Origin of the sequence: Pseudonocardia sp. HH130629-09 (assembly GCF_001294645.1) — a bacterium.
GTDB lineage: Bacteria > Actinomycetota > Actinomycetes > Mycobacteriales > Pseudonocardiaceae > Pseudonocardia.
Genome location: NZ_CP011868.1, coordinates 3,697,882 through 3,717,494, shown reverse-complemented (window position 1 = coordinate 3,717,494; position 19,613 = coordinate 3,697,882). Strand labels below are relative to the sequence as shown.

Here is a 19,613-nt window from a genome sequence, read left to right as displayed (position 1 = left end):
GATCTTGTGCCGCGCGTCACAAAGGTGAAGAGTCGCTCCGGTCCGCGTCTTCGACGGAGCAGGAGCGTGACAGAGCAGTGACGACCGTGACGACAGCGCAGCCGGCCGCGATCGAGAATCCCTTCTACACCCACGAGTTCCATGGCGACTACGAGCTGATCAGCATCGGCGAGTTCGCGCTGGAGGAGGGCGGGGTGATCCCCGACCTGCAGCTCGCGGTCGCCACCTTCGGCACGCTGAACGCGGCGAAGGACAACGCGATCCTGGTGACGACCTGGTACTCGGGGACGCACCAGATCTTCCGCGACGTCTACATCGGCCCGGACCACGCGTTGAACCCGGAGCGGTACTTCATCGTCGTGGTCAACCAGATCGGCAACGGTCTGTCGACCAGCCCGCACAACGCCTCGGGCGCGAACGCCGGCATCGCGATGTCGAACTTCCCGCACGTCCGGATCGGCGACGACGTCCGCGCCCAGGAGCAGCTGCTGCGCGAGCACTACGGGATCGAGCGGCTCGCGCTCGTCGTCGGCGGATCGATGGGTGCGCAGCAGACCTACGAGTGGATGGTCCGGTTCCCGGACAAGGTGCGCCGTGCCGCGCCGATCGCCGGGACTGCGCAGAACACCCCGCACGACTTCCTCTACACGAAGGCCCTGGTCGAGGCGATCACCTCCGACCCGGGCTGGAACAGCGGGAACTACGCGAGCAACGCCGACGTCGAGGCCGGGCTGCGGCGCCACGCCGGCATCTGGGCGGTCATGGGCTTCTCCACCGAGTTCTGGAAGCAGGAGGTCTGGCGCGCCCTGGAGTTCGACTCCAAGGAGGCCTTCATGGCGGGCTTCCTGGAGCCGTACTTCACCGCGATGGACCCCAACGACCTGCTCTGCATGGCGTGGAAGTGGCAGCGCGGCGACGTCGCCCGCCACACCGGCGGGAACCTCGCCGAGGCGCTCGGCCGCAACGAGGCCGTCACCCGGGTCATCCCGATCAACGAGGACATGTTCTTCCCGGTCCGCGACCACGAGGCCGAGCTGGAGCTGACCCCGCACGCGACGATCCGCGTCGTCGACGACCTGCTCGGGCACCTCGCCCTGTTCGGTGTCGCGCCCACCTACATGCCGCAGATCGACCAGTACCTGCAGGAGCTGCTCGACGGCCCGGCGTGACCGCGGGCCCGGGCCGCCCCCGACCCGCCCGTTCGGGGACGGTCCGGTGCACTCCGGGCACATTCGTGGCAGATGCTGCCAGTAAATCGTAGGCTGGGGTCACCACCACGACCCCAGGAGTGTCGATGACCCTCGCCGCCGAGCGTCCCCGTCTGCCGTTCACCCGACCGAACCTGCTCGACCTCGCGCCGTTCTACGAGGTCCTGCGCCGTGAGGCGCCGATCGCGCCGGTGACCACCCCGGCCGGCGACCCGGCGTGGCTGGTGACCCGGTTCGCCGAGGTCCGCGAGCTGCTGGGCGACAAGCGGTTCGGCCGGTCGCACCCGGAACCGGAGAAGGCGTCGAGGATCAGCACCGCGGCCGTCCAGGACGGCCCGACCGGCACCTACGAGACCGAGGAGCAGGAGCACGGCCGGATGCGCCGGCTGCTCACCCCGGCGTTCTCCGCCAAGCGCATGCGCCGGCTGTCCGGGCACGTGCAGGAGCTCGTCGACGGCTACGTCGACGCGATGGTCGCCGACCACGACGCGTCCGCCGACGGCGTGGTCGACCTGCACGCCCACCTCGCCTTCCCGCTGCCGGTCGCGGTGATCTGCTCGCTGCTCGGCGTCCCCGAGTCCGACGGCGAGTACTTCCGCGGGCTGTCCGACCGGATGGCGACCTACTCCGGCGACGACGCCCACGCCGCCCGCGAGGAGTTCGGCCGCTACATGGCCGGGCTCGCCGAGGGCAAGCGCGCCGAGCCCGGTGAGGACGTCATCAGCGACCTCGTCGCGGCCCAGGCCGCCGACCCGACCTTCGGCTACGACCAGATGATCCGGCTCTGCGTCGGGCTGCTGTTCGCCGGGCACGAGACCACCGTGAACCGGATCGGGCTGGGCATGCTGTTCCTCATGGGCAACCGGCACGAGTGGGACAAGCTCGCCGCCGACCCCGAGGGCCGGGTCGACGCCGTCATCGAGGAGGTCATGCGCCTCGGCGCGCCCGGTGACCTGGGGCTGCTGCGCTACGCCCACGAGGACGTGGAGATCGCCGGGGTCACCATCGCGCGTGGCGACGCGGTGATCCTCTCGGTCAACGCCGCCAACCGCGACGTCGACGTCTTCGACCACGCCGAGACCTTCGACCCCGACCGCGCCGAGCGCGGGCACGTCGGCTTCGGACACGGGCCGCACTTCTGCATCGGCGCGAGCCTTGCCCGCACCGAGCTGCGCGCGGTGTTCGCCACGCTCGCCCGCCGGCTGCCGGATCTGCAGCTCGCCGTCGGCATGGACGAGCTGGACGTGCGCACCGACCACATCACCGGCGGCGTCCGCAGCCTGCCGGTCCGCTGGTGAGGGAGGAGCCCGCGATGAAGGTCGAGGTCGACCAGCACGCCTGCGTCGGGTCGGGGCAGTGCCTGCTCACCGCCCCGGACGTGTTCGACCAGCGCGACTCCGACGCAGTCGTCGAGCTGCTCACCGACACCCCGCCGGACGGTCAGGAGCAGGCCGTGCGCAACGCCGCGCACGGCTGCCCGGCGGCGGCGATCACCGTCGTCGAGGGCTGAGCCGGCGGCGACCGACGAGTTCGGGACGCCTCCGCGGTCGACCCTGGTGTCTATGCACCGACGACCGTGGAGGCACCTCCCGTGCGCACCCTCGCGATCACCCAGAACATCACCCTCGACGGCGCCGTCGAGTTCCTCGGCGACTGGTTCGACCCCACCGCCGACGGCCAGGACGAGGTTCTCGCCGAGCTGCACCGCCAGGACGCCGCCTCCGACGCGACGCTGCTCGGGCGCCGCACGTTCTGCGACTTCCGCGGCTTCTGGCCCGCCCGGGCCGACGACACCACCGGCATCACCGACTACCTGAACCAGGTCGACAAGTACGTGGTGTCGTCGACGCTGACCGACCCGGAGTGGGAGAACTCGACCGTCCTGTCCGGGGACCCGGTCACCGAGGTCGCGGCACTGAAGGAGCGGCCGGGCGCCGACATCGTCTGCACCGGCAGCATCACGCTGTGCCACACGCTGATCGCGGCCGGGCTCGTCGACGAGATCCGGCTGTTCCACCACCCCGTCGTCCAAGGTGCGGGCAGGCGGCTGTTCCCGGACGGCTGGTCCACCGAGCACCTGCCGCTGCTCGACTCGCGGACCTTCGGCGCGGTCACCTACACCGCTCACGCGCTGCGCTGAGCGATCCGCCCCGTCAGCAGGTCGCGGCCCGGACCGGTCAGCTCGCCGACGGCGTCCGCTCGCCCGCCCGGCCCGACGGCGGGGCTCACGACGCCGTCTCCTCCTGCGCGGCGGCCCGCTCGACGCGGTGCCGCACGTACCGCGAGACCAGCAGCCCGCCGACCACGGCGACGATCAGCCCGATCCAGGAGAACCGCTTCAGCCACGTCTCGGCGACGATCCCGAGCAGGTAGATCAGGACGACCGTGCCGCCCGCCCACAGCACCGCGCCCGTCGCGTTCGCGGCGAGGAACTTCGGGTAGTGCATCTTCATCGTCCCGGCCAGCGGGCCCGCGAGGATGCGCAGGATCGCCACGAAGCGGCCGAACAGCACCGCCCAGACCCCGTGCCGGTCGAAGATCCGCCGGGCCACGGTCATGTGCGCCGGACCCAGGTGCTTGGGGAACCGGCGGCCGAGCCGGTCGAGCAGACCGGTGCCGTAGCGACGGCCCACCGTGTAGCCGATCGAGTCGCCGACGATCGCCCCCGCCGTCGCCGACGCCGCGACGGCCACCGGATCGATGGGCGAACCGGGGCGGGCGGCCAGCAAAGCCGCGCCGACGAGCACGATCTCACCGGGCAGTGGCACCCCGATGCTCTCGACACCGACCACACCCGCGCACAGGAAGTAGATCGCGAGCGGGGGGATCGCCAGGAGGAACGTGTCGACGTGCACCACCCCATCATGCACACGTATCGGTGGTGCGGTGGCGGCCCGGTGCGGGCATCATGCGCGGACGTGAGCACACCGCTGGAGCAGGTCTTCCTGGCCGCCCACGACGACCTGCCCCGCGAGGCGCCGGGATCGGAGGAGACGACGGCGCTGCTGCTGCGCCTGGCCGGGGACCTGCCGGAGCGTCCGCGGATCGTCGACATCGGCTGCGGGACCGGTCCGGCGACGCTGCCGCTGGCGGCGGCGACCGGCGGCGAGGTCGTGGCCGTCGACCTGCACGAACCCTTCCTCCAGCGGCTGCGCAGCCGCGCCGCGACCTCCGGGCTGGGGGAGCGGGTGCGCCCCCTCGTCGCCGCGATGGACGACCTGCCGCTGCCCGACGGCGGGACCGACCTCGTCTGGTCCGAGGGTGCCGCCTACGTCATGGGGTTCGACGCGGCGCTCGCCGGCTGGCGGCGGCTGCTCGCCCCGGGCGGGGTGTTGGTCCTCACCGAGGCCGAGTGGACGACCACCGAGCCGTCTCCCGGCGCTCGGGAGTTCTGGGACGCGGGCCACCCGGGGATGCGGACGACCGCGGAGAACGTCGCCGCCGCGCAGCGCGCCGGGTACACGGTCCAGGCGGTCTACCTGCTCCCCGACTCCGACTGGGACGCCTACTACCGCCCGCTGGCCCGCCGGATCGCCACCCTGCGGGAGGACGGCGTCGACCCGGCGGCGCTGGACGTGGTGGGCGGCGAGATCGCCGTACGGGAGCGGTTCGGCACCGAGTACGGCTACACCGGCTACGTCCTGCGGCCGCGCTGACCCGGTGCCCGCGCGCCCGTGAGCCCGCCGATCCGGTCGGCCCCCGCGCGCAGCAGCGCGGTCAGGTCCGGGTCGGTGACCGGCAGCCGCCCGGTCGGGCCGAGCGCGGCGAGACAGGCGACGACCCCGCCCGCCGCGTCGCGTACCGCGACCGCGACCGACGAGCGGCCGGACCGCAGTTCGTCGACCTCGGTGGCGACCCCCGTGCGTGCCACCGTCCGCAGCTCCGCGGCCAGCGCGGCCCCGGCGGTCACGGTGTGCCGGGTCAGCGCCCGCGGCCGGTCGGGGACGAGCTCCGGCTGCGCGGCCAGCATGATCTTCCCCATGGCCGAGGCGTGCGGGTGGGCGAGCAGCGTCCGCTCCCCGGGCAGCTCGTGGTCCGGGTCGCGGTCGACCAGCCGCAGCGTGCCCGCGGGCCAGTCGGCGACGAACAACCCGAACCGGACCCGGCCGCGGATCCCGGCGACGACCTCGGCCAGCTGCGGAGGTCCCTCGGCCGCGCCGGCCAGCTCCCGGGTGCGGCGCCCCAGCGCGAACCCGGACAGGTCGCCGATCCGCACCAGGTAGCCGTCGGCGACGAGCACGTTGAGCAGCCGGTACGCCGTCGCGGACGGGATGCCCGTCGTGCGCGACAGCTCCCGCGCCGTCGCGCCCGGCCCGATCCTCGCCACCGCCTCCAGCAGCTCCAGGGCCCGGCTCGCGGCGCCCGGCTCGCTCACGGCGGGTCCCCGGCGCGGGGGCTCCGCCGGACCAGCCGCGGCGTCCCCGAGGCGTCCGGGACGAAGTCGCCGGCCCCGGGGAGGACGTCGTCGCTGCCGGGCTGGTCGAATACCCCGATCCTCGCGAGCCGGTCCGGGTGACGGCGCAGGAACCTCCACCACACCGGTCCCACCGCGCAGCAGACCGCGAGGGCCACCGCAACGCCGGTCCCCTCGGGGGTGTCGAGCAGACCGGGCAGCCGCAGCACCAGCAGGGCCCCACCGAGCACCGCGACCGTGCAACCCAGCACGAGCACCGGGCGGGTGTGCTCCCGGATGCGCAGCAGGAACGCGACGGCCGCGACCGCAACCAGCACGTACATGAGGGTGACGAGCGCCCGCACCAGGTGGCGCACCGCGTCCGTCCCGGCCGGTGCCAGGTCGGCGTGCAGCCCGCCGAGCAGGACCACGGCCACGATCCCGACGACGGCACGGTGCGGTGTGCGCCACCGCCGGTGCACCGTCGCGAGGGAACGCGGCAGCAGCCGCTCCACCCCGAGGGAGAACGCGACCCGTGACGCCGCGTGCGCCGAGGCCGCGGCCGAGGCCAGGTAGGAGCAGGCCAGACCGGCGTGCAACGCCACCACCAGCGCGGTCGGGGCGCCCGACGCCCCGGGGTCGGACAGGATCGCGACCAGGGTCGTGGCGCGGCCGGTCCAGCTCGCCCAGGCCGCGAACGACAGCAGCGCCCCGCACAGCAGCGGGGTCCAGAGGACCACCCGGGTCACCGTGACCAGCGGACGTCGCGTCTCCGGGCCGAAGAAGGTCGCCGACTCGAAGCCGGCCAGCATGAACATCGCCATCAGCGCGACGGCGAGCAGGTCCGGCACCGGCCCGGCCGGGACCGGGGCGGTGAGGTGCGGAGCGGGGACCAGCAGCACCGCGACGACGAGCAGCAGCGAGCCGATCTCCACGCCGAGCAGGGTGAGGGCGGCGACCCGCGGCCCCCGCACGAGCACCGTCGCGATCCCCACCGCGACCACGAGGTGCAGCAGCACCTGCGCGCCTGCCCCGCTCACGTCGACCCCGGCCGCCGCGGCGAGCGCGGTCAGGGCCCGGCCGCCGGCGTAGAGCGTGATCGCGGCGCTGCCCAGGTACTTCGCCCCGATCACGACGGCGGTCGCGAGCGCGGCCCGGGCACCGAGCCCCTGGTAGACGAAGCTGTAGACACCGCCCGCGGCGGCCTGGCGTCGGTGAACTGCCCGAGGCAGAGCGCCACCATCGTCACCGCGACCGTGGCGCCGACGATGACGAGCAGCCCGGACAGCGGGTCGGCGAGCCGGCCCACGACCAGGGGCAGCATCGCCATCGACGCGGCGGGTGCGGTCGTCGCCACCGACTGCGCGACCAGCTCGGTCGCGCCCATCCGGCGCCGCCCGAGCGGTGCCATCGGCGACTCCGCCCGCAGCCGGGTGTGGCCGGGGGAGAAGGACCGCGCGATGGCCCTGTCGAGGTCGGACACGGACGGCGACGCTAGGACCGCGCTGTTGCCCGGGTGTTGCGCCCGCGCGTCGGACGTCGAACCCGCGATGGGAACCCGCCGCCGGTCTTCCCGGTCCGGTTGCCGTGAACGCAGCGCCGGCGACCCGCGACCGTCGCCGCCGGTTCCGAGTATCACCGCTGTGACCGTGACCCGCAGAACGTTCATCAGGGCGCTGGGGCTGGCCGGTGGGGCCGGCGCCGCGTACGAGGCCATGGCGACCATCGGGCTCGCCCCGCGCGCCGGCGACGATCCGGCCTGGACGCCACCGTCGCGCGACGCCGCCGCTGCCGGCCGCCGCGTCCTCGTCCTCGGCGCGGGGACCGCCGGGCTCGCCGCGGCCCACGAGCTCGGCAAGGTCGGCTACGACGTGTCCGTCGTCGAGGCCCGCACCCGGCCCGGTGGGCGGGTCTGGTCGGTGCGCGCGGGCACCGAGGAGACCGACCTGAACGGCGAGACGCAACGCTGCACGTTCGCCCCCGGGCACTTCTTCAACCTGGGCGCGACCCGGATCCCGCAGAGCCACGTCACGCTGGACTACTGCCGCGAGCTCGGGGTGGAGATCCAGCCGTTCGGCAACCAGAACGCCAACACCGTCGTCAACTACACCGACGCGGGGGCGCTGGCCGGAACCTCGGTCACCTACCGCGCGGCGAAGGCCGACACCTTCGGCTACGTCTCCGAGCTGCTCCACAAGGCCACCGCGCGCGGCGCGCTCGACGACGTCCTGAGCGCCGCGGACAAGGAGGCGCTCTCGGAGTTCCTCGTCTCGCTGGGCGACCTGTCCTCCGACGGCCGCTACCTCGGCTCCCCGCGGCGCGGCTACGCCCGTGAGCCCGGCGCGGGGACCGACGCGGGCACCCCCACGGTTCCGTACCCGATGTCCTCGGTGATCCGCAGCGGACTCGGCCGGAACTTCGCCTTCGACTACGAGTACGACCAGGCCACGATGATGTTCACCCCGGTCGGCGGGATGGACCGGATCCATTACGCGCTCGCCGAACGGATCGGCGCGGACCGGATCCGCTACGGCACGGCCGTCACCGGGCTGCACAACACCCCGGACGGGGTGACCGTCGACGTCGTCCCGGTCGCGGGCGGCCCGGTCGAACGGCTGGTGGCCGACGAGGTCGTCTGCACCCTGCCGGCGAACCTGGTGACCCGGCTCGACACCAACCTGCCCGCCGCCGTGCTGGCCGCGCAGCGCGCGGCGAAGCCCAGCTCCTCGGGCAAGCTCGGCATCGAGTACACCCGCCGCTGGTGGGAGACCGACGAGCGGATCTACGGCGGCGCCAGCAACACCGACCGCGACATCGCCCAGATCATGTTCCCCTACGACCACTTCCACGCCGACCGGGGCGTCGTCGTCGGCTACTACAGCTCCGGCAAGCGGCAGCGGGCCTTCGAGTCCCTGACCCACCGCCAGCGGCTCGCGAAGGCCATGGACGAGGGCGCCGCGATCCACGGCGAGAAGTACCGCTCCGACATCGCGTCGTCGTTCTCCGGGTCGTGGGCGGTGACCCGCTGGTCGGAGTCGGCCTGGGCGAGCTGGGAGGCCACGAGCCCGGAGTACCGGCTGCTCACCCAGCCCGCCGGCCGCATCTGGTTCGCCGGTGACCACCTCTCGCACGCGATCGCCTGGCAGCACGGCGCGTTCACCTCCGCCCGCTCGACGGTCTCGGCGCTGCACGCCCGGGTCGCCGGCGGCGCCTGACCCCACCCCCGTTCCCCCCCGAGGAGACACGATGCGACGTCCCGTTCCCGCCCTGATCGCCCTGGCCGTCACCGCCGCGCTGGCCACCGGCTGCGCGGGCGCCGCGCCCGACCCCGCCGAGCCCGGCCCGCCCGCCCTGCCCGTGCTGGAGGCAGGCGAGGCCAACCCGATGATCGCCGAGGGGGTGAGCCTGGTGAGCGGGGCGTCGCTGTACAAGTCCAGCGGCCTCGGCCCGGCCGCGGCGAACCCCGCAGCTGCGGACAGCACCCCGCAGGCCTACGTCGACGCCGGCCAGTTCCCCGGCGGCACCCTCCCCACCGGGGTCACGATCACCGAGGCCCAGGGCATGAACGTGCTGGCCAGGATCAAGGAGAACCTCGAGGCCCGGGGCCTGCGCCTCGACGACGTCACCTCGATGCGGGTGTTCCTCGACAACGCGCCCGGCACGACCCGCGCCGACTACGCCGGCTGGAACCGCGCCTACCGCCAGTACTTCGCCAACACCGATCTGACCACCGGGGAGACGGTGCTGGTCCCGACCGGGACGGCCGCGCCCGCCGCGCCGCTGGTGCGCAACCCCGCCCGGCCCAGCCGGTTCGCGCTGGAGGTGGCGAGCCTGCCGGTCCCCGGCTGGCTGGTGGAGGTCGAGGTCGAGGTCGACGCCGTCTACCCGGCCGGGGTGACCCCGCGCTGACCCGGCAGGGCCCGGCCGCGGCGGTACGGTCGCCGGTCGTGCCACCTGCCCCGCGCCTCCGCACCGACGACGACCTGCCCGCCTGCGTCGCCGTGCTGCGCGCCGTGCACGACACCGACCGGTACCCGTCGACCTGGCCGGCCGACCCGGTGGCGTTCCTGTCCCCGCCGGGGCTGGTCACCGCGCTGGTCGTCACGGCGGGCGGGCGGGTCGCGGGGCACGCCGCCCTGCTGACCGACGACCACGAACCCCGAGCGCTGCGGCTGACCCGGGTGTTCGTCGACCCGGCCGTCCGCCGGGCCGGCCACGCCCGTGCCCTGCTGGACGGGATCACCGCCGAACTCGCGGCCCGCGGCCGCGACGGGGTGCTCGACGTCGTCGAGTCCGTCCCGGCCCAACGCCTCTACCGGTCCGTGGGCTGGCTCCGCACCGGTACGGCACCCGCCGGGTGGCGGTTCCCGGACGGCCGCGAACCGGTGGCCGCGCTCTACCGGTTGCCGGTCACGCAGCGCCGAAAGGGTGACAACGCAGCGCGATAATCGGCCGTCGGTGACGCCGAGCTGCACCGATCGGGCTACGGTGCCCCTCGTGATCGCTGTCCCCACCCCGTCGGTGGCCGGGCTGCTGCTCCGCGCGGTGCCCCAGCCCGTGCGCCGGGACGCGCACGCAGCGATGCACGTCCTCGCCCCGTGGGGTGCGGTGTCCGCCCAGCTCGTCCAGGACTCCGGCGGCGGCGTCGCCGACCACGACGTGCACGTCGACGGCGATCCGGTCCACATCCCGTTCCGGGTGTCGTTCCCCTGGCCGCCGGCCGCGGTCCTCAGCCGGCTGAGCCCGCGCCGCCGCGCCGTCGTCGCCGCGTGGATGTCGCGCAGCGAGAACGCCGGGCACCGCCAGCGTGCCGTGCGCGAGCTGTTCGGCGTGCCCGAGGCGTGGGTGGTGCCGTTCGTAGTGGCGCCGTGCGGGGAGTACGTCCACGAGATCGGCACCGACGTCGACCGGTTCGTCCGCACCGAGCTGGACCGCGATCCAGGCCTCCGGGACGCCTACGCCCGGTTCGTGCGCGACAACCCCCGTTTCTTCGGCATCACCCTGCACCGCGCGGTGACCTTCCGCCAGCTGGACCACCGGTGGCCGCACCGGGACGACCCGGAGCGCAGCTACCCGCAGCTGGCGGCGCTCGACGCGCTGTCCGCCCTGGCTCGTCGGGGCGGGCGGGACCACCCGGGGTACGCGGCGCCGCGGAGTGTGACCGCGGCGCCGTCCTGAGCGCTCAGGCGGCCGGCGACGACGCGGTGATCTCCGCGCTGACCTCCGCGCTGCCGCGGTCCAGCACCACCTCGCCGTCGACGGCGGTCCGGAACGCGACCGTGCCGTCGCCGGTGTCCCACACCGAGACGGTGAGCGACTGCCCGGGCACGACCGGCCGGGTGAACCGGGCGTCCATCGCGACGAGGCGGCGGGGGTCGCCGCCGCAGACGGTCGCGACCAGCGCGCGCGTGGTGAACCCATAGGTGCACATGCCGTGCAGGATCGGCTGGTCGAACCCGCCCTTCGCGGCGAACGCCGGGTCGCTGTGCAGCGGGTTGTGGTCCCCGGTGAGCCGGTACAGCAGCGCCTGGCCCGGCGTGGTCCGGTAGGTGACCTCGTGGTCGGGCGCGCGGTCGGGCACCGGGCTCGGCACGCTGTCCCCGCGGGTGCCGCCGAAGCCGCCCTCCCCGCCGAGGAACAACGTCTTCGTGCTGGTCAGCACCAGTTCCCCGGTGCTCGCGTCGACGGCATCGGCCTCGGTGCGCACCAGCGCCCCGGACCCCTTGTCCAGCACCTCGGTGACCGTCGCGGTCACCCGGACCCGCCCTTCCACCGGAAGCGGCGCGACCACCCGGAACGCCTGCTCGGCGTGCACGACACGGGCGGCGTCCACCTCGCCCAGGTCGACCTTCGCGCCCGCGGTGACGATCTCCGCGAACGACGGCAGCACCGCCGTCCGCACGCCTGCGGTGTTCTCCGTGGTCAGCGACAGCTCGGCGGTGGGGTCCTCACTCCCCGCTCCGACGGCGATCGCGTACAGGAGCACGTCGTCCCGTGCCCACGCGAAGCCGACCGGCTCGCACTGCGTGCCCTCGAGATCGGGCGCCAGGGGCATGGGGAGTCTCCTTCGACGTTCCACCGTGAGGCGGAAACCTATCCCGCCCGGTGCCCGCCGCCCAAGTCCCCGGTGCCCGGCTGACACACTGTCGAGGTCAATCGTGGTCGTGAAGGGAACAGTGTGGTGACGGCATCACCGGAGGCGGTCGAGCTGGCGAAGGTGGCCGCGGCCGCCGCGGCCGACAAGAAGGCCGTCGACATCGTCGCGCTCGACGTGTCCGACCAGCTCGCGCTGACCGACTGCTTCGTGCTGGCGTCGGCGGCCAACGAGCGTCAGGTCCAGGCCATCGTCGACGAGGTCGAGGAGAAGCTGCGCGAGCGCGGCAGCAAGCCGACCCGGCGCGAGGGCGACAACGACAACGGCTGGGTGCTGCTGGACTTCAGCGACATCGTCGTGCACGTCATGCACACCGAGCAGCGCGGCTTCTACGGCCTGGACCGGCTCTGGAAGGACTGCCCGGCGATCGAGGTGCCCGACCCCCAGGGCGACCCGGAGGGCACTGCATGACGCTGCGCCGGGTCACCCTGCTGCGGCACGGGCAGACCGAGTACAACTCCGTCGGCCGGATGCAGGGACATCTCGACACCCGGCTGACCGACGTCGGCCGCGCGCAGGCCGCGGCCGTCGCACCGCGGCTCGCGCAGGAGCGGTTCGACCGGATCATCACCTCGGACCTGACCCGCGCCCACGACACCGCGACCGCGGTGGCCGAGGCCGTCGGGCTGCCGCTGTCGGTGGACAAGCGGCTGCGGGAGACCCACCTCGGGGACTGGCAGGGGCGCACGATCGACGAGATCGGCGTCGACGACCCGGGCGCGATCGCCGAGTGGCGGTCCGACCCGCGGTTCACCCCGCCCGGCGGCGAGTCCCGGGTCGACGTCGTCGTCCGGTCGCTGCCGGTCGTCGAGGAGCTGGACCTGGAGTACGCCGCCGACCCGGAGGACCGCTCGGTGCTGCTCGTCGCGCACGGCGGCATGATCGCCGGGATGGTGTGCGGGCTGCTCGACCTCCCGCAGTCGTCCTGGCCGGTGATCGGCGGGCTGGGCAACACGCGCTGGGCCGTCGTCGCCCGTCGTGACGACCACCCCCGCTGGCGCCTGTCGGGGTACAACATCGGTGCCTGACCTGCTGGTCGTCGGCGACTCGCTGGCCTTCCACGGACCCGAGCGACCCTGCCCGGCAGACGAGCCGCGGCTGTGGCCCAACGTCGCCGCCGCCCGGCTCGGGGGCCGCGCCGAGATCGTCGCCCGGGCCGGGTGGACCGCCCGGCACGCCTGGTCGGCGATCAGCGGGGACCCACGGGTGTGGGCGGCACTGCCACGGGTCGGCGCGGTCGTGCTCGGGGTGTCCGGGATGGACTCCCTGCCGTCCCCGCTGCCGACGGCGCTGCGCGAGCTCATCCCGGTGCTGCGCCCCGCCCCGCTGCGGCACACCGTCCGCACCGCCTACCGGCGTGCCCAGCCGCGGATCGCGCCGGTGCTGGCGCGGCTCCCCGGCGGAGGACCGGCGACGCTGCCGCCCCGTCTCACGGCCGCCTACCTGGAACGCTGCCGGGCCGGGGTGCACGCGCTGCGGCCCGGGCTGCCGGTGGTGGCGCTGGCCCCGTCGGTGCACCGCGCCGCCGACTACGGCCTGGCCCACCCGCACCGCGCCGCCACCGACGCCGCGGTCCGCCGCTGGGCGGCCGGCGCCCCGGCCGTGACCGTGCTCGACGTGCCCGCGCTGGTCGGCGAACACGTCCTCGGCGGACACGGCAACCCCGACGGCCTGCACTGGGGCTGGGCGGGACACTCCGCCGTCGGGGAGGCGCTGGCCGGGCTCCTGGAAGCCACGGTGGCCCGGCCGTGCCCCTGCTCGGCATCGACCTCGGCACCACCTCGGTCAAGGCGGCGGTCTTCGACGACGACGGCGTCCGCGTCGCCGCGGCCCGCGCCACGCACCTGACCGCGCGTCCCGCGCCCGGGCACGCCGAGCAGCACCCGGACGACTGGTGGTCCGGGCTGACCGAGGTGGTCGGTGCGCTCGGCCCGGCACTGGCCGGGGTGACCGCCGTCGGGCTGTGCGCCCAGGTCGACACCCACCTGTTCGTCGACGGGGCCGGCGCGCCGGTGCACCCGGCGATCACCTGGCAGGACGGTCGGTGCGGCGCGGTCGCGGCGACGCTCACCGAGCGGCTGTCGTCCGCGGACCGGGCCCGGCGCCGTGGCGGGATCGGCACCGTCGACGCCTCGCACGCGGCCGCCCGCGCCGCCTGGCTCGCCGAACACCGGCCCGACGCGTGGGACCGCGCGCGCAGGGTGCTCGCGCCCAAGGACTGGCTGCTCGAACGCCTCACCGGCACCGCCGTGGCCGATCCGCTCTCCTCGACCGGACTCCTCGACCCCGACGGCCGGTACCCGGACTGGCTCGACCTGCTCGTCCCCGGGTTGCGCTCGATGCCGGCGCCCCTGGCCGACCCGGCGTCGGTCGCGGGGGAGACCACCGGCGCGGGCGGGCTCCCGGCGGGGCTGCCCGTCGCCGTCGGGACGATGGACGCCTGGGCGGCGCTGCTCGGCGGCGGGATCGCCGCCCCCGGCGACGCGATCGACATCGCGGGCACCTCGGAGGTCCTGGCCCTCGCCGCGACGCCCGGCGGCGGCGCCCCGGGGATCGTCACGTTTCCGCCGTGGCGCGGGCTGCACGTGCACGCAGGGCCCACCCAGGCCGGCGGCGACGCGCTGACCTGGGCGTCCGCGGTGCTGGGCGTCGCACCGGCCGAGCTGCTGGCCCGGGCCGCCGGCGCCGAACCGGGGCGGGTGCTGTTCCTGCCCCAGCTCGCCGGGGAGCGGGCCCCGCTGTGGGACCCCGACCTGCGCGCGCACTGGCTCGGCGCGAGCTTCGCCACCGGGTCCGCCGAGCTGTGCCGCGCCGTGCTGGAGGGGGTCGCGCACGCCGCCCGGCACGTCCTGGGCCCGCTGGAGTCGGCCGCCGGCCGCCGCCCCGAGACCATCGCCGCCTGTGGCGGTGGCGCGGCGAGCGACCTCTGGTGCCAGATCAAGGCCGACGTGCTGGACCGGCCGCTGCGCCGCACCGCCGAACGCGACGCCGGGGTCCTCGGCGCGGCGATGCTCGCCGCGCTCGCGACCGGCCGGGCCGCCTCGGTCGGTGAGCTCGCCGGACGGATGGTGCGGGTCGACCGCGAGTTCACCCCCGACCCGCGTACCCGCGGCCGCCTGGACGACGCGCACGGCCGCTACCTCGCCGCGCAGCGGGCACTGGCACCGCTGTTCCGCCCGCCGGGTGGATAGGGTCCGGCCGTGCCCCCCTCGCCGGTCGCCGTGGTCACCGACTCCACCGCACACCTGCCGCCCGGCGTCGCGGAACGACGCGGCATCCACGTCGTCCCGCTGGAGGTCCGGCTCGGCGAGCGCACCGCCCGCGACGGTGTCGACGTCTCCGCCGCCGAGCTGATCGTCGCGCTAGCCGACCGCACCCTGCTCGTGCAGACCTCGCGCCCGACCCCGGCCGCGTTCGCCGAGCGCTTCACCGCCCTGCTCGACGACGGCGTCCCCGCCGTCGTGGCCGTGCACCTGTCGCGCGCGCTGTCCGGCACCTGGGACGCGGCCCGGCTCGCCGCGCAGGAGGTCGCCCCGGACCGGATCCGGGTCGTCGACTCCGGTGCCATCGCGATGGGCCTCGGCTTCGCCGTGCTCGCCGCCGCCGACGCCGCCGGAGCCGGCGCCACCGCCGACGACGTCGAGGCCGTGGCCGGCGCCGTCGCCGCACGGGCACGGGTCCTGTTCGCGGTGCAGGACCTGGAGCGGCTGCGCCGCGGCGGCCGGATCGGCGCCGCGTCCGCGCTGATGGGCACGGCCCTGTCGGTCAAGCCGATCCTGCACCTGCGCGACGGCCGGATCGCGCCGCTGGAGAAGGTGCGGACGACCTCGCGCGCGACCGAACGGCTCGTCGCGCTCGCCGTCGCCGAGGCGGGTCCGGGCGCACACCTCGCCGTGCACCACCTCGGCGCCGAGGACCGGGCCGAGGACATCGCCGACCGGCTGCGCGAACAGCTGCCCGACGCCGCCGAGGTGCACGTCTCCGAGGTCGGCGCGGTGATCGGGGCGCACGCGGGAGCGGGTTTGGTGGGGATCGTGGTGGTGCCGGCGGGCCCCGCCGGTGTGTAGCACGGACCGCCGACGATCCGGCCGCGTCGTGGCCGACGGCAGCGCATCGGTCCCCAATCGATCGATCCGTCCACAGGCCCGGCATCGGCCGGTCGGAACGGGGGTGGCGCACCTAGCGTCGGGTGCGTGACCAGGACCGACGCCTCCCTCGACCCGGCCCGGCGGCTCGCCGGGATCGGGACGCGCGGGCGGGTGGACGCGGTCGCGGACCGGCTCGATCCCCCGACCGTCCCGCTGCCCGCGCTGCCGGTGGCCACCGGCCCCTCCGGGCCACGTCCCGGACCACCGCCGGCCCACGGGCTGGGCGCCGTCGTGCCGCTCCCGCTCCACACCCCCTGCGCTTCCGGGCCCGGGATGACGCCGTCCGCGTCCCGGCCCGGCACCTGGCCCGGTGTGACGCCCGGCCGGCCCGACCCAGCCATCCTGCACGGCGCGACACCGGGCCGGCCCGATTCCGCCGCCCCGCACGGGGAGCCACCGGTGTGGTCCGCCGATCCCTCCGCCGCGCACCGCGGCGCGACCGGTCCCGTCGCGCCGGAGGGGCCGACACCGGTGTGGACCGCCGACCCCGATGCGAGCCACCCTCTGGCCCTGCTGGCCCGGGACGACCCCGCACCGTCCGAGGAGCTCGGCGACGACGTCCCGCACGGCGGGCGGCCGTCGTGGTTTCGCCGCCGAGCCCAGCGGTGGCTGCCGCCGTCGCTGGCCGGGGCGCGGGTGGACCCGGGCCGCCCCGGTGCGCTCGCGCTGGTGGCGGTGGTGCTCGCCGGGGCGCTCGTCGCCGGGGTGGGTGTGTGGCTCGACCGTCCCACCGTGCAGCCCGTCGGCGGCCTGCCCGAGGTGACGGCGGTGCCCGGCGGGGCGGCGACGGGGGAGACGGACCGGTCCGCGGGTCCCGGTGGGCCGGCGCCCGTCGCGGCGGCACCGGTCGCCGCGGGGCCGCTCGTCGTGAGCGTCGTCGGGCGGGTCGCCCGGCCCGGTCTCGTCCGGGTCCCCGACGGCTCACGCGTCGCCGACGCCCTCGACGCTGCGGGCGGCGCGCTGCCCGAGGTCGACCTCGGCGCGCTGAACCTGGCCCGCCGCCTCGGCGACGGGGAACAGATCGCGGTCGGGGTCCCACCGGCCGCCGACGCCGCCCCGGTCCTGCCCGCCCCGGGCTCCGAGCCGGCGTCGGGCGCCGAACCGGGCGCGGCCGCCGCACCCGCCGCCCCCGGCGGGAAGATCGACCTGAACACCGCCACCCTCTCGGACCTCGACGCCCTGCCCGGCGTCGGCCCGGTCACCGCGAAGAAGATCATCGACTGGCGCAGCGCCAACGGGCGCTTCAGCCGGGTCGAGCAGCTGCGCGAGATCGACGGCATCGGCGAGCGCCGTTTCGCCCAGCTCCAGGAACTGGTGCGGGTGTGACCCGCGCCGGAGCCCGCCGGCCCGAACCGGTGTCCGGGGAGCGCGACGACGAGCGTGCGGAGCAGCAGGAACGTCCGGCCCCACCCGACCTGCGCCTCGTCCCGGCCGCGCTCGCCACCTGGGCCGCCGTCCTCGCCGGGCTGCTCGGCGGCACCGCGGGCGGGATCACCGCCGCCGTCCTCGCGGCGCTCGCCCTGACGGTCACGCTGCTCCGTGCCCGGACCAGCGCTCGCGCCGCGGCGCCGTCCTCGATCGTGCTCGCCGCGGCCGGGTGTGCGCTCGTCGCGGCCGTCCTGGGCACCGTCCACGCGGCCGCGCTGGCGTCGCACCCGCTGCGCGGGCCCGCCGACCGTGGCGCCGCCGCCGAGGTCCGCGTCCGGCTCACCGACGACCCCCGGATCCTGCGCAGCACCACCGGCGGTGGAGACGAGTCCGGCGCCGCCCGGGCGATGGCGCTGGTCCCCACCGAGCTCGTCACGGCCACCGTCGGCGGCGGTCGGGCGACCACCGGCGGGAAGCTCCTGCTCCTGGCCCCGGCAGCGGAGTGGACCGGGCTGCTCCCCGGTCAGGAGGTCTCCGCCGCCGGGCTGCTCATGCCCGCACAGCGTCCCGACCTCACGGTCGCCGTGCTGAAGGTCCGCGGCGCACCGCAGGACGTGACCGCGCCGCCGTGGTGGCAGACCGGGGCCGGGGCCCTGCGCGACGGCCTGCGCGACGCGGCGGTCGCTGCACTGCCCGAGGCACCGGCCGGGCTGCTGCCCGGGCTCGCGATCGGGGACACCCGCGCCCAGCTCGCCGAGACCGAGCAGGACTTCCGGACCGCGGGGCTCGCGCACCTCACGGCCGTCTCCGGCGCCAACGTCGCGATCGTGACCGGGGCGGTGCTGCTCCTGCTGCGCCTGTTCCGGATCGACCCGCGGATCGCGGCCGCGATGGCGATGGTCGCCCTGGTCGGGTTCGTCGTGCTGGCCCGGCCGTCGCCGTCGGTGCTGCGTGCGGCGGTGATGGGCGGGGTCGTGCTCATCGCGTTCGCCGCCGGCCGGGCGCGGTCCGCGGTGCCGGCGCTGGCGGTGGCCGTGCTCGGCCTGCTGCTGGCCGTCCCCGCCCTGGCCGTCGACGCGGGTTTCGTGCTGTCCGTCGTCGCCACCGGTGCGCTGGTGCTGCTCGGACCGGGGTGGACGGCGGCGCTGCGTCGGCGCGGGCTGCCGTCCGGGCCGGCCGAGGCACTGGTCGTCCCGGTCGCCGCGGCGCTGGCCACCGCGCCGGTGATCGCCGGGCTCAACGGGGGAGTCGGGCTGGTCACCGTGGTGGCGAACCTGCTCGCGGCGCCCGCGGTCGCCCCCGCGACGGTGCTGGGCGTGCTCGGTGCGGTGCTGTCCGCGGTGAGCCCGGCCGCAGCGTGGTGCTGCGCCTGGCTGGCGGGTCCGTTCGTGTGGTGGCTGGTCGTGGTCGGGGACCGGGCCGCCGCGGTGCCCGGTGCCACCGTGCCGTGGCCCGCGGGCACAGGCGGCGCGCTGCTGCTCACCGGGGTGCTCGTCGTGCTGCTGGCGATGGGCCGGGTGCCGCGCCTGCGGGCCCTGTTGCTGGCGCTGCTGGTCGGGCTCCTCGTCGTCCTCGTCCCGACCCGGTTCGCCCCGCCCGGCTGGCCGCCCACCGGGTGGCGGATGGTGGCCTGCGACGTGGGTCAGGGCGACGCGCTCGTCCTCGCCACCGGCACCCCGGGGCACGCCGTCCTGGTCGACACCGGGCCGACGGACGACGCCGTCGACACCTGCCTGGACCGGCTCGGGGTCCGGGTCCTGGAGCTCGTGGTGATCACCCACTTCCATGCCGACCACGACGGCGGCCTCGCCGGCGCACTGCGCGGTCGGGCCGCAGGCGGGATCGCCGTCGGGCCGGTGCGGGAACCGGCGTCGGGGCTGCGCGAGATCACCCGGCACACCGAGCGGGCCGGGGCTCCGGTGGTGGGGCTCGTGCGCGGGATGGAGCTGGGGTGGCCGGAGCTGCGCCTGCAGGTCCTCGGCCCGGTCCACCCGCCCCTGACGGTTGACGGCGGCGACGGGACCGCGGTGAACGACATCTCGCTGCTGCTGCGCGCCACCACCCCGGCCGCGACGATCCTGCTGACCGGCGACGCCGAACTGGTCGCCCAGGACGACCTGCTCCACTCCGGGGTCGACCTGCGGGCCGACGTCCTGAAGATGCCCCACCACGGGTCCCGCAAGGTGGTCCCGGACCTGATCACCGCCGTCGCGCCGCGTGCGGCGGTGATCAGCGTCGGCAACGGCAACAGCTACCGGCACCCCAACCCGGAGCTGGTGGACCGACTGGCCGGGCGGGCATCGTGGTCGCACGCACCGACCGGTCCGGTGACCTGGCCCTGA

General features: G+C 75.6%; 21 protein-coding genes. 16 read left to right on the top strand and 5 right to left on the bottom strand.

The genetic code is table 11. From position 1 onward, the window contains the following. Window positions 1-86 precede the first annotated feature (86 nt). From XF36_RS17030 to XF36_RS17015, 4 genes are all read left to right on the top strand, one after another. The gene (locus XF36_RS17030; RefSeq protein WP_238588925.1) at window positions 87-1,169 is read left to right on the top strand and encodes an alpha/beta fold hydrolase; all 1,083 of its coding nucleotides are present in this window, start codon (window positions 87-89) and stop codon (window positions 1,167-1,169) included. 125 nt (window positions 1,170-1,294) lie between these two features. Next, window positions 1,295-2,506 carry a cytochrome P450 gene (locus tag XF36_RS17025; protein WP_060714772.1) on the top strand — a complete coding sequence of 404 codons (1,212 nt, stop codon included), beginning with the start codon at window positions 1,295-1,297 and terminating at the stop codon, window positions 2,504-2,506. A gap of 14 nt (window positions 2,507-2,520) precedes the next feature. Beyond that, window positions 2,521-2,718: a ferredoxin gene (locus XF36_RS17020; protein WP_020627093.1), complete on the top strand. Its 198-nt coding sequence runs from the start codon at window positions 2,521-2,523 to the stop codon at window positions 2,716-2,718. Between the two features lie 81 nt (window positions 2,719-2,799). Continuing rightward, a complete protein-coding gene (locus tag XF36_RS17015; protein WP_060712748.1) occupies window positions 2,800-3,348 on the top strand; it encodes a dihydrofolate reductase family protein in 549 nt (182 codons plus the stop codon). An 85-nt stretch (window positions 3,349-3,433) separates the two neighbouring features. On the opposite strand, the gene XF36_RS17010 is transcribed toward XF36_RS17015, so the two are convergent. Next, window positions 3,434-4,063, bottom strand: coding sequence for a DedA family protein (locus XF36_RS17010; protein ID WP_060714771.1), 630 nt, complete (start codon window positions 4,061-4,063; stop codon window positions 3,434-3,436). A 63-nt stretch (window positions 4,064-4,126) separates the two neighbouring features. Between XF36_RS17010 and XF36_RS17005 the strand changes: the two genes are divergently transcribed. Next, on the top strand, window positions 4,127-4,864 hold the full coding sequence (locus XF36_RS17005; RefSeq protein WP_060712747.1) for a class I SAM-dependent methyltransferase: 738 nt from the start codon (window positions 4,127-4,129) through the stop codon (window positions 4,862-4,864). Here the strand turns inward: XF36_RS17005 and XF36_RS17000 are convergent. From XF36_RS17000 to XF36_RS33355, 3 genes are read right to left on the bottom strand one after another with little or no spacing between them, the layout of a single operon-like run. Continuing rightward, window positions 4,843-5,583: an IclR family transcriptional regulator gene (locus XF36_RS17000; RefSeq protein WP_060712746.1), complete on the bottom strand. Its 741-nt coding sequence runs from the start codon at window positions 5,581-5,583 to the stop codon at window positions 4,843-4,845. The two genes, XF36_RS17005 and XF36_RS17000, sit on opposite strands and share 22 nt — an antisense overlap. After that, complete coding sequence (locus XF36_RS16995) at window positions 5,580-6,734, bottom strand: hypothetical protein (RefSeq protein ID WP_060712745.1); 1,155 nt, start codon at window positions 6,732-6,734, stop codon at window positions 5,580-5,582. Before XF36_RS16995 ends, XF36_RS17000 begins: the two co-directional genes overlap by 4 nt. Continuing rightward, window positions 6,731-7,084 carry a hypothetical protein gene (locus tag XF36_RS33355; protein WP_060712744.1) on the bottom strand — a complete coding sequence of 118 codons (354 nt, stop codon included), beginning with the start codon at window positions 7,082-7,084 and terminating at the stop codon, window positions 6,731-6,733. The genes XF36_RS16995 and XF36_RS33355 overlap by 4 nt, the downstream gene beginning before the upstream one ends. A gap of 166 nt (window positions 7,085-7,250) precedes the next feature. Between XF36_RS33355 and XF36_RS16985 the strand changes: the two genes are divergently transcribed. The 4 genes from XF36_RS16985 to XF36_RS16970 are packed head-to-tail and all read left to right on the top strand — an operon-like array spanning window position 7,251 to window position 10,779. Then, complete coding sequence (locus tag XF36_RS16985; RefSeq protein WP_202968411.1) at window positions 7,251-8,816, top strand: flavin monoamine oxidase family protein; 1,566 nt, start codon at window positions 7,251-7,253, stop codon at window positions 8,814-8,816. Between the two features lie 31 nt (window positions 8,817-8,847). Next, window positions 8,848-9,510 (top strand): Rid family hydrolase, encoded by a 663-nt coding sequence (locus XF36_RS16980; RefSeq protein WP_060712743.1) that lies wholly within the window; start codon window positions 8,848-8,850, stop codon window positions 9,508-9,510. A gap of 38 nt (window positions 9,511-9,548) precedes the next feature. Further along, window positions 9,549-10,049: a GNAT family N-acetyltransferase gene (locus XF36_RS16975; RefSeq protein ID WP_082375477.1), complete on the top strand. Its 501-nt coding sequence runs from the start codon at window positions 9,549-9,551 to the stop codon at window positions 10,047-10,049. Between the two features lie 49 nt (window positions 10,050-10,098). After that, window positions 10,099-10,779 (top strand): hypothetical protein, encoded by a 681-nt coding sequence (locus XF36_RS16970; RefSeq protein ID WP_145981400.1) that lies wholly within the window; start codon window positions 10,099-10,101, stop codon window positions 10,777-10,779. Window positions 10,780-10,783: 4 nt separating this feature from the next. On the opposite strand, the gene XF36_RS16965 is transcribed toward XF36_RS16970, so the two are convergent. Then, window positions 10,784-11,656, bottom strand: a complete 873-nt coding sequence (locus XF36_RS16965) for a MaoC family dehydratase (protein WP_060712740.1) — start codon at window positions 11,654-11,656, stop codon at window positions 10,784-10,786. A gap of 126 nt (window positions 11,657-11,782) precedes the next feature. Between XF36_RS16965 and rsfS the strand changes: the two genes are divergently transcribed. The 7 genes from rsfS (at window position 11,783) to XF36_RS16930 (ending at window position 19,613) form a co-directional block, all read left to right on the top strand. Further along, entirely contained in the window at window positions 11,783-12,166 is a 384-nt protein-coding gene (gene rsfS, locus XF36_RS16960) for a ribosome silencing factor (RefSeq protein ID WP_060714769.1), read from the top strand. Then, window positions 12,163-12,783: a histidine phosphatase family protein gene (locus XF36_RS16955; protein WP_060712739.1), complete on the top strand. Its 621-nt coding sequence runs from the start codon at window positions 12,163-12,165 to the stop codon at window positions 12,781-12,783. Before rsfS ends, XF36_RS16955 begins: the two co-directional genes overlap by 4 nt. Then, window positions 12,776-13,603, top strand: a complete 828-nt coding sequence (octT, locus tag XF36_RS31680; protein ID WP_145981399.1) for a diglucosylglycerate octanoyltransferase — start codon at window positions 12,776-12,778, stop codon at window positions 13,601-13,603. The genes XF36_RS16955 and octT overlap by 8 nt, the downstream gene beginning before the upstream one ends. After that, on the top strand, window positions 13,504-14,946 hold the full coding sequence (locus XF36_RS16945) for a xylulokinase (RefSeq protein WP_060712738.1): 1,443 nt from the start codon (window positions 13,504-13,506) through the stop codon (window positions 14,944-14,946). Before octT ends, XF36_RS16945 begins: the two co-directional genes overlap by 100 nt. A 9-nt stretch (window positions 14,947-14,955) precedes the next feature. Next, entirely contained in the window at window positions 14,956-15,822 is an 867-nt protein-coding gene (locus XF36_RS16940; RefSeq protein WP_060712737.1) for a DegV family protein, read from the top strand. Between the two features lie 126 nt (window positions 15,823-15,948). Next, window positions 15,949-17,229 (top strand): helix-hairpin-helix domain-containing protein, encoded by a 1,281-nt coding sequence (locus XF36_RS16935; protein WP_238588924.1) that lies wholly within the window; start codon window positions 15,949-15,951, stop codon window positions 17,227-17,229. Beyond that, entirely contained in the window at window positions 17,226-19,613 is a 2,388-nt protein-coding gene (locus XF36_RS16930; RefSeq protein WP_064485445.1) for a ComEC/Rec2 family competence protein, read from the top strand. Before XF36_RS16935 ends, XF36_RS16930 begins: the two co-directional genes overlap by 4 nt.

Coding starts and splice junctions, on each gene's coding strand:
- XF36_RS16980 (WP_060712743.1), top strand. CDS start 8,848: ATGCGACGTCCCGTTCCCGCCCTGATCGCCCTGGCCGTCACCGCCGCG.
- XF36_RS16955 (WP_060712739.1), top strand. CDS start 12,163: ATGACGCTGCGCCGGGTCACCCTGCTGCGGCACGGGCAGACCGAGTAC.
- XF36_RS17025 (WP_060714772.1), top strand. CDS start 1,295: ATGACCCTCGCCGCCGAGCGTCCCCGTCTGCCGTTCACCCGACCGAAC.
- XF36_RS17020 (WP_020627093.1), top strand. CDS start 2,521: ATGAAGGTCGAGGTCGACCAGCACGCCTGCGTCGGGTCGGGGCAGTGC.
- XF36_RS16965 (WP_060712740.1), bottom strand. CDS start 11,656: ATGCCCCTGGCGCCCGATCTCGAGGGCACGCAGTGCGAGCCGGTCGGC.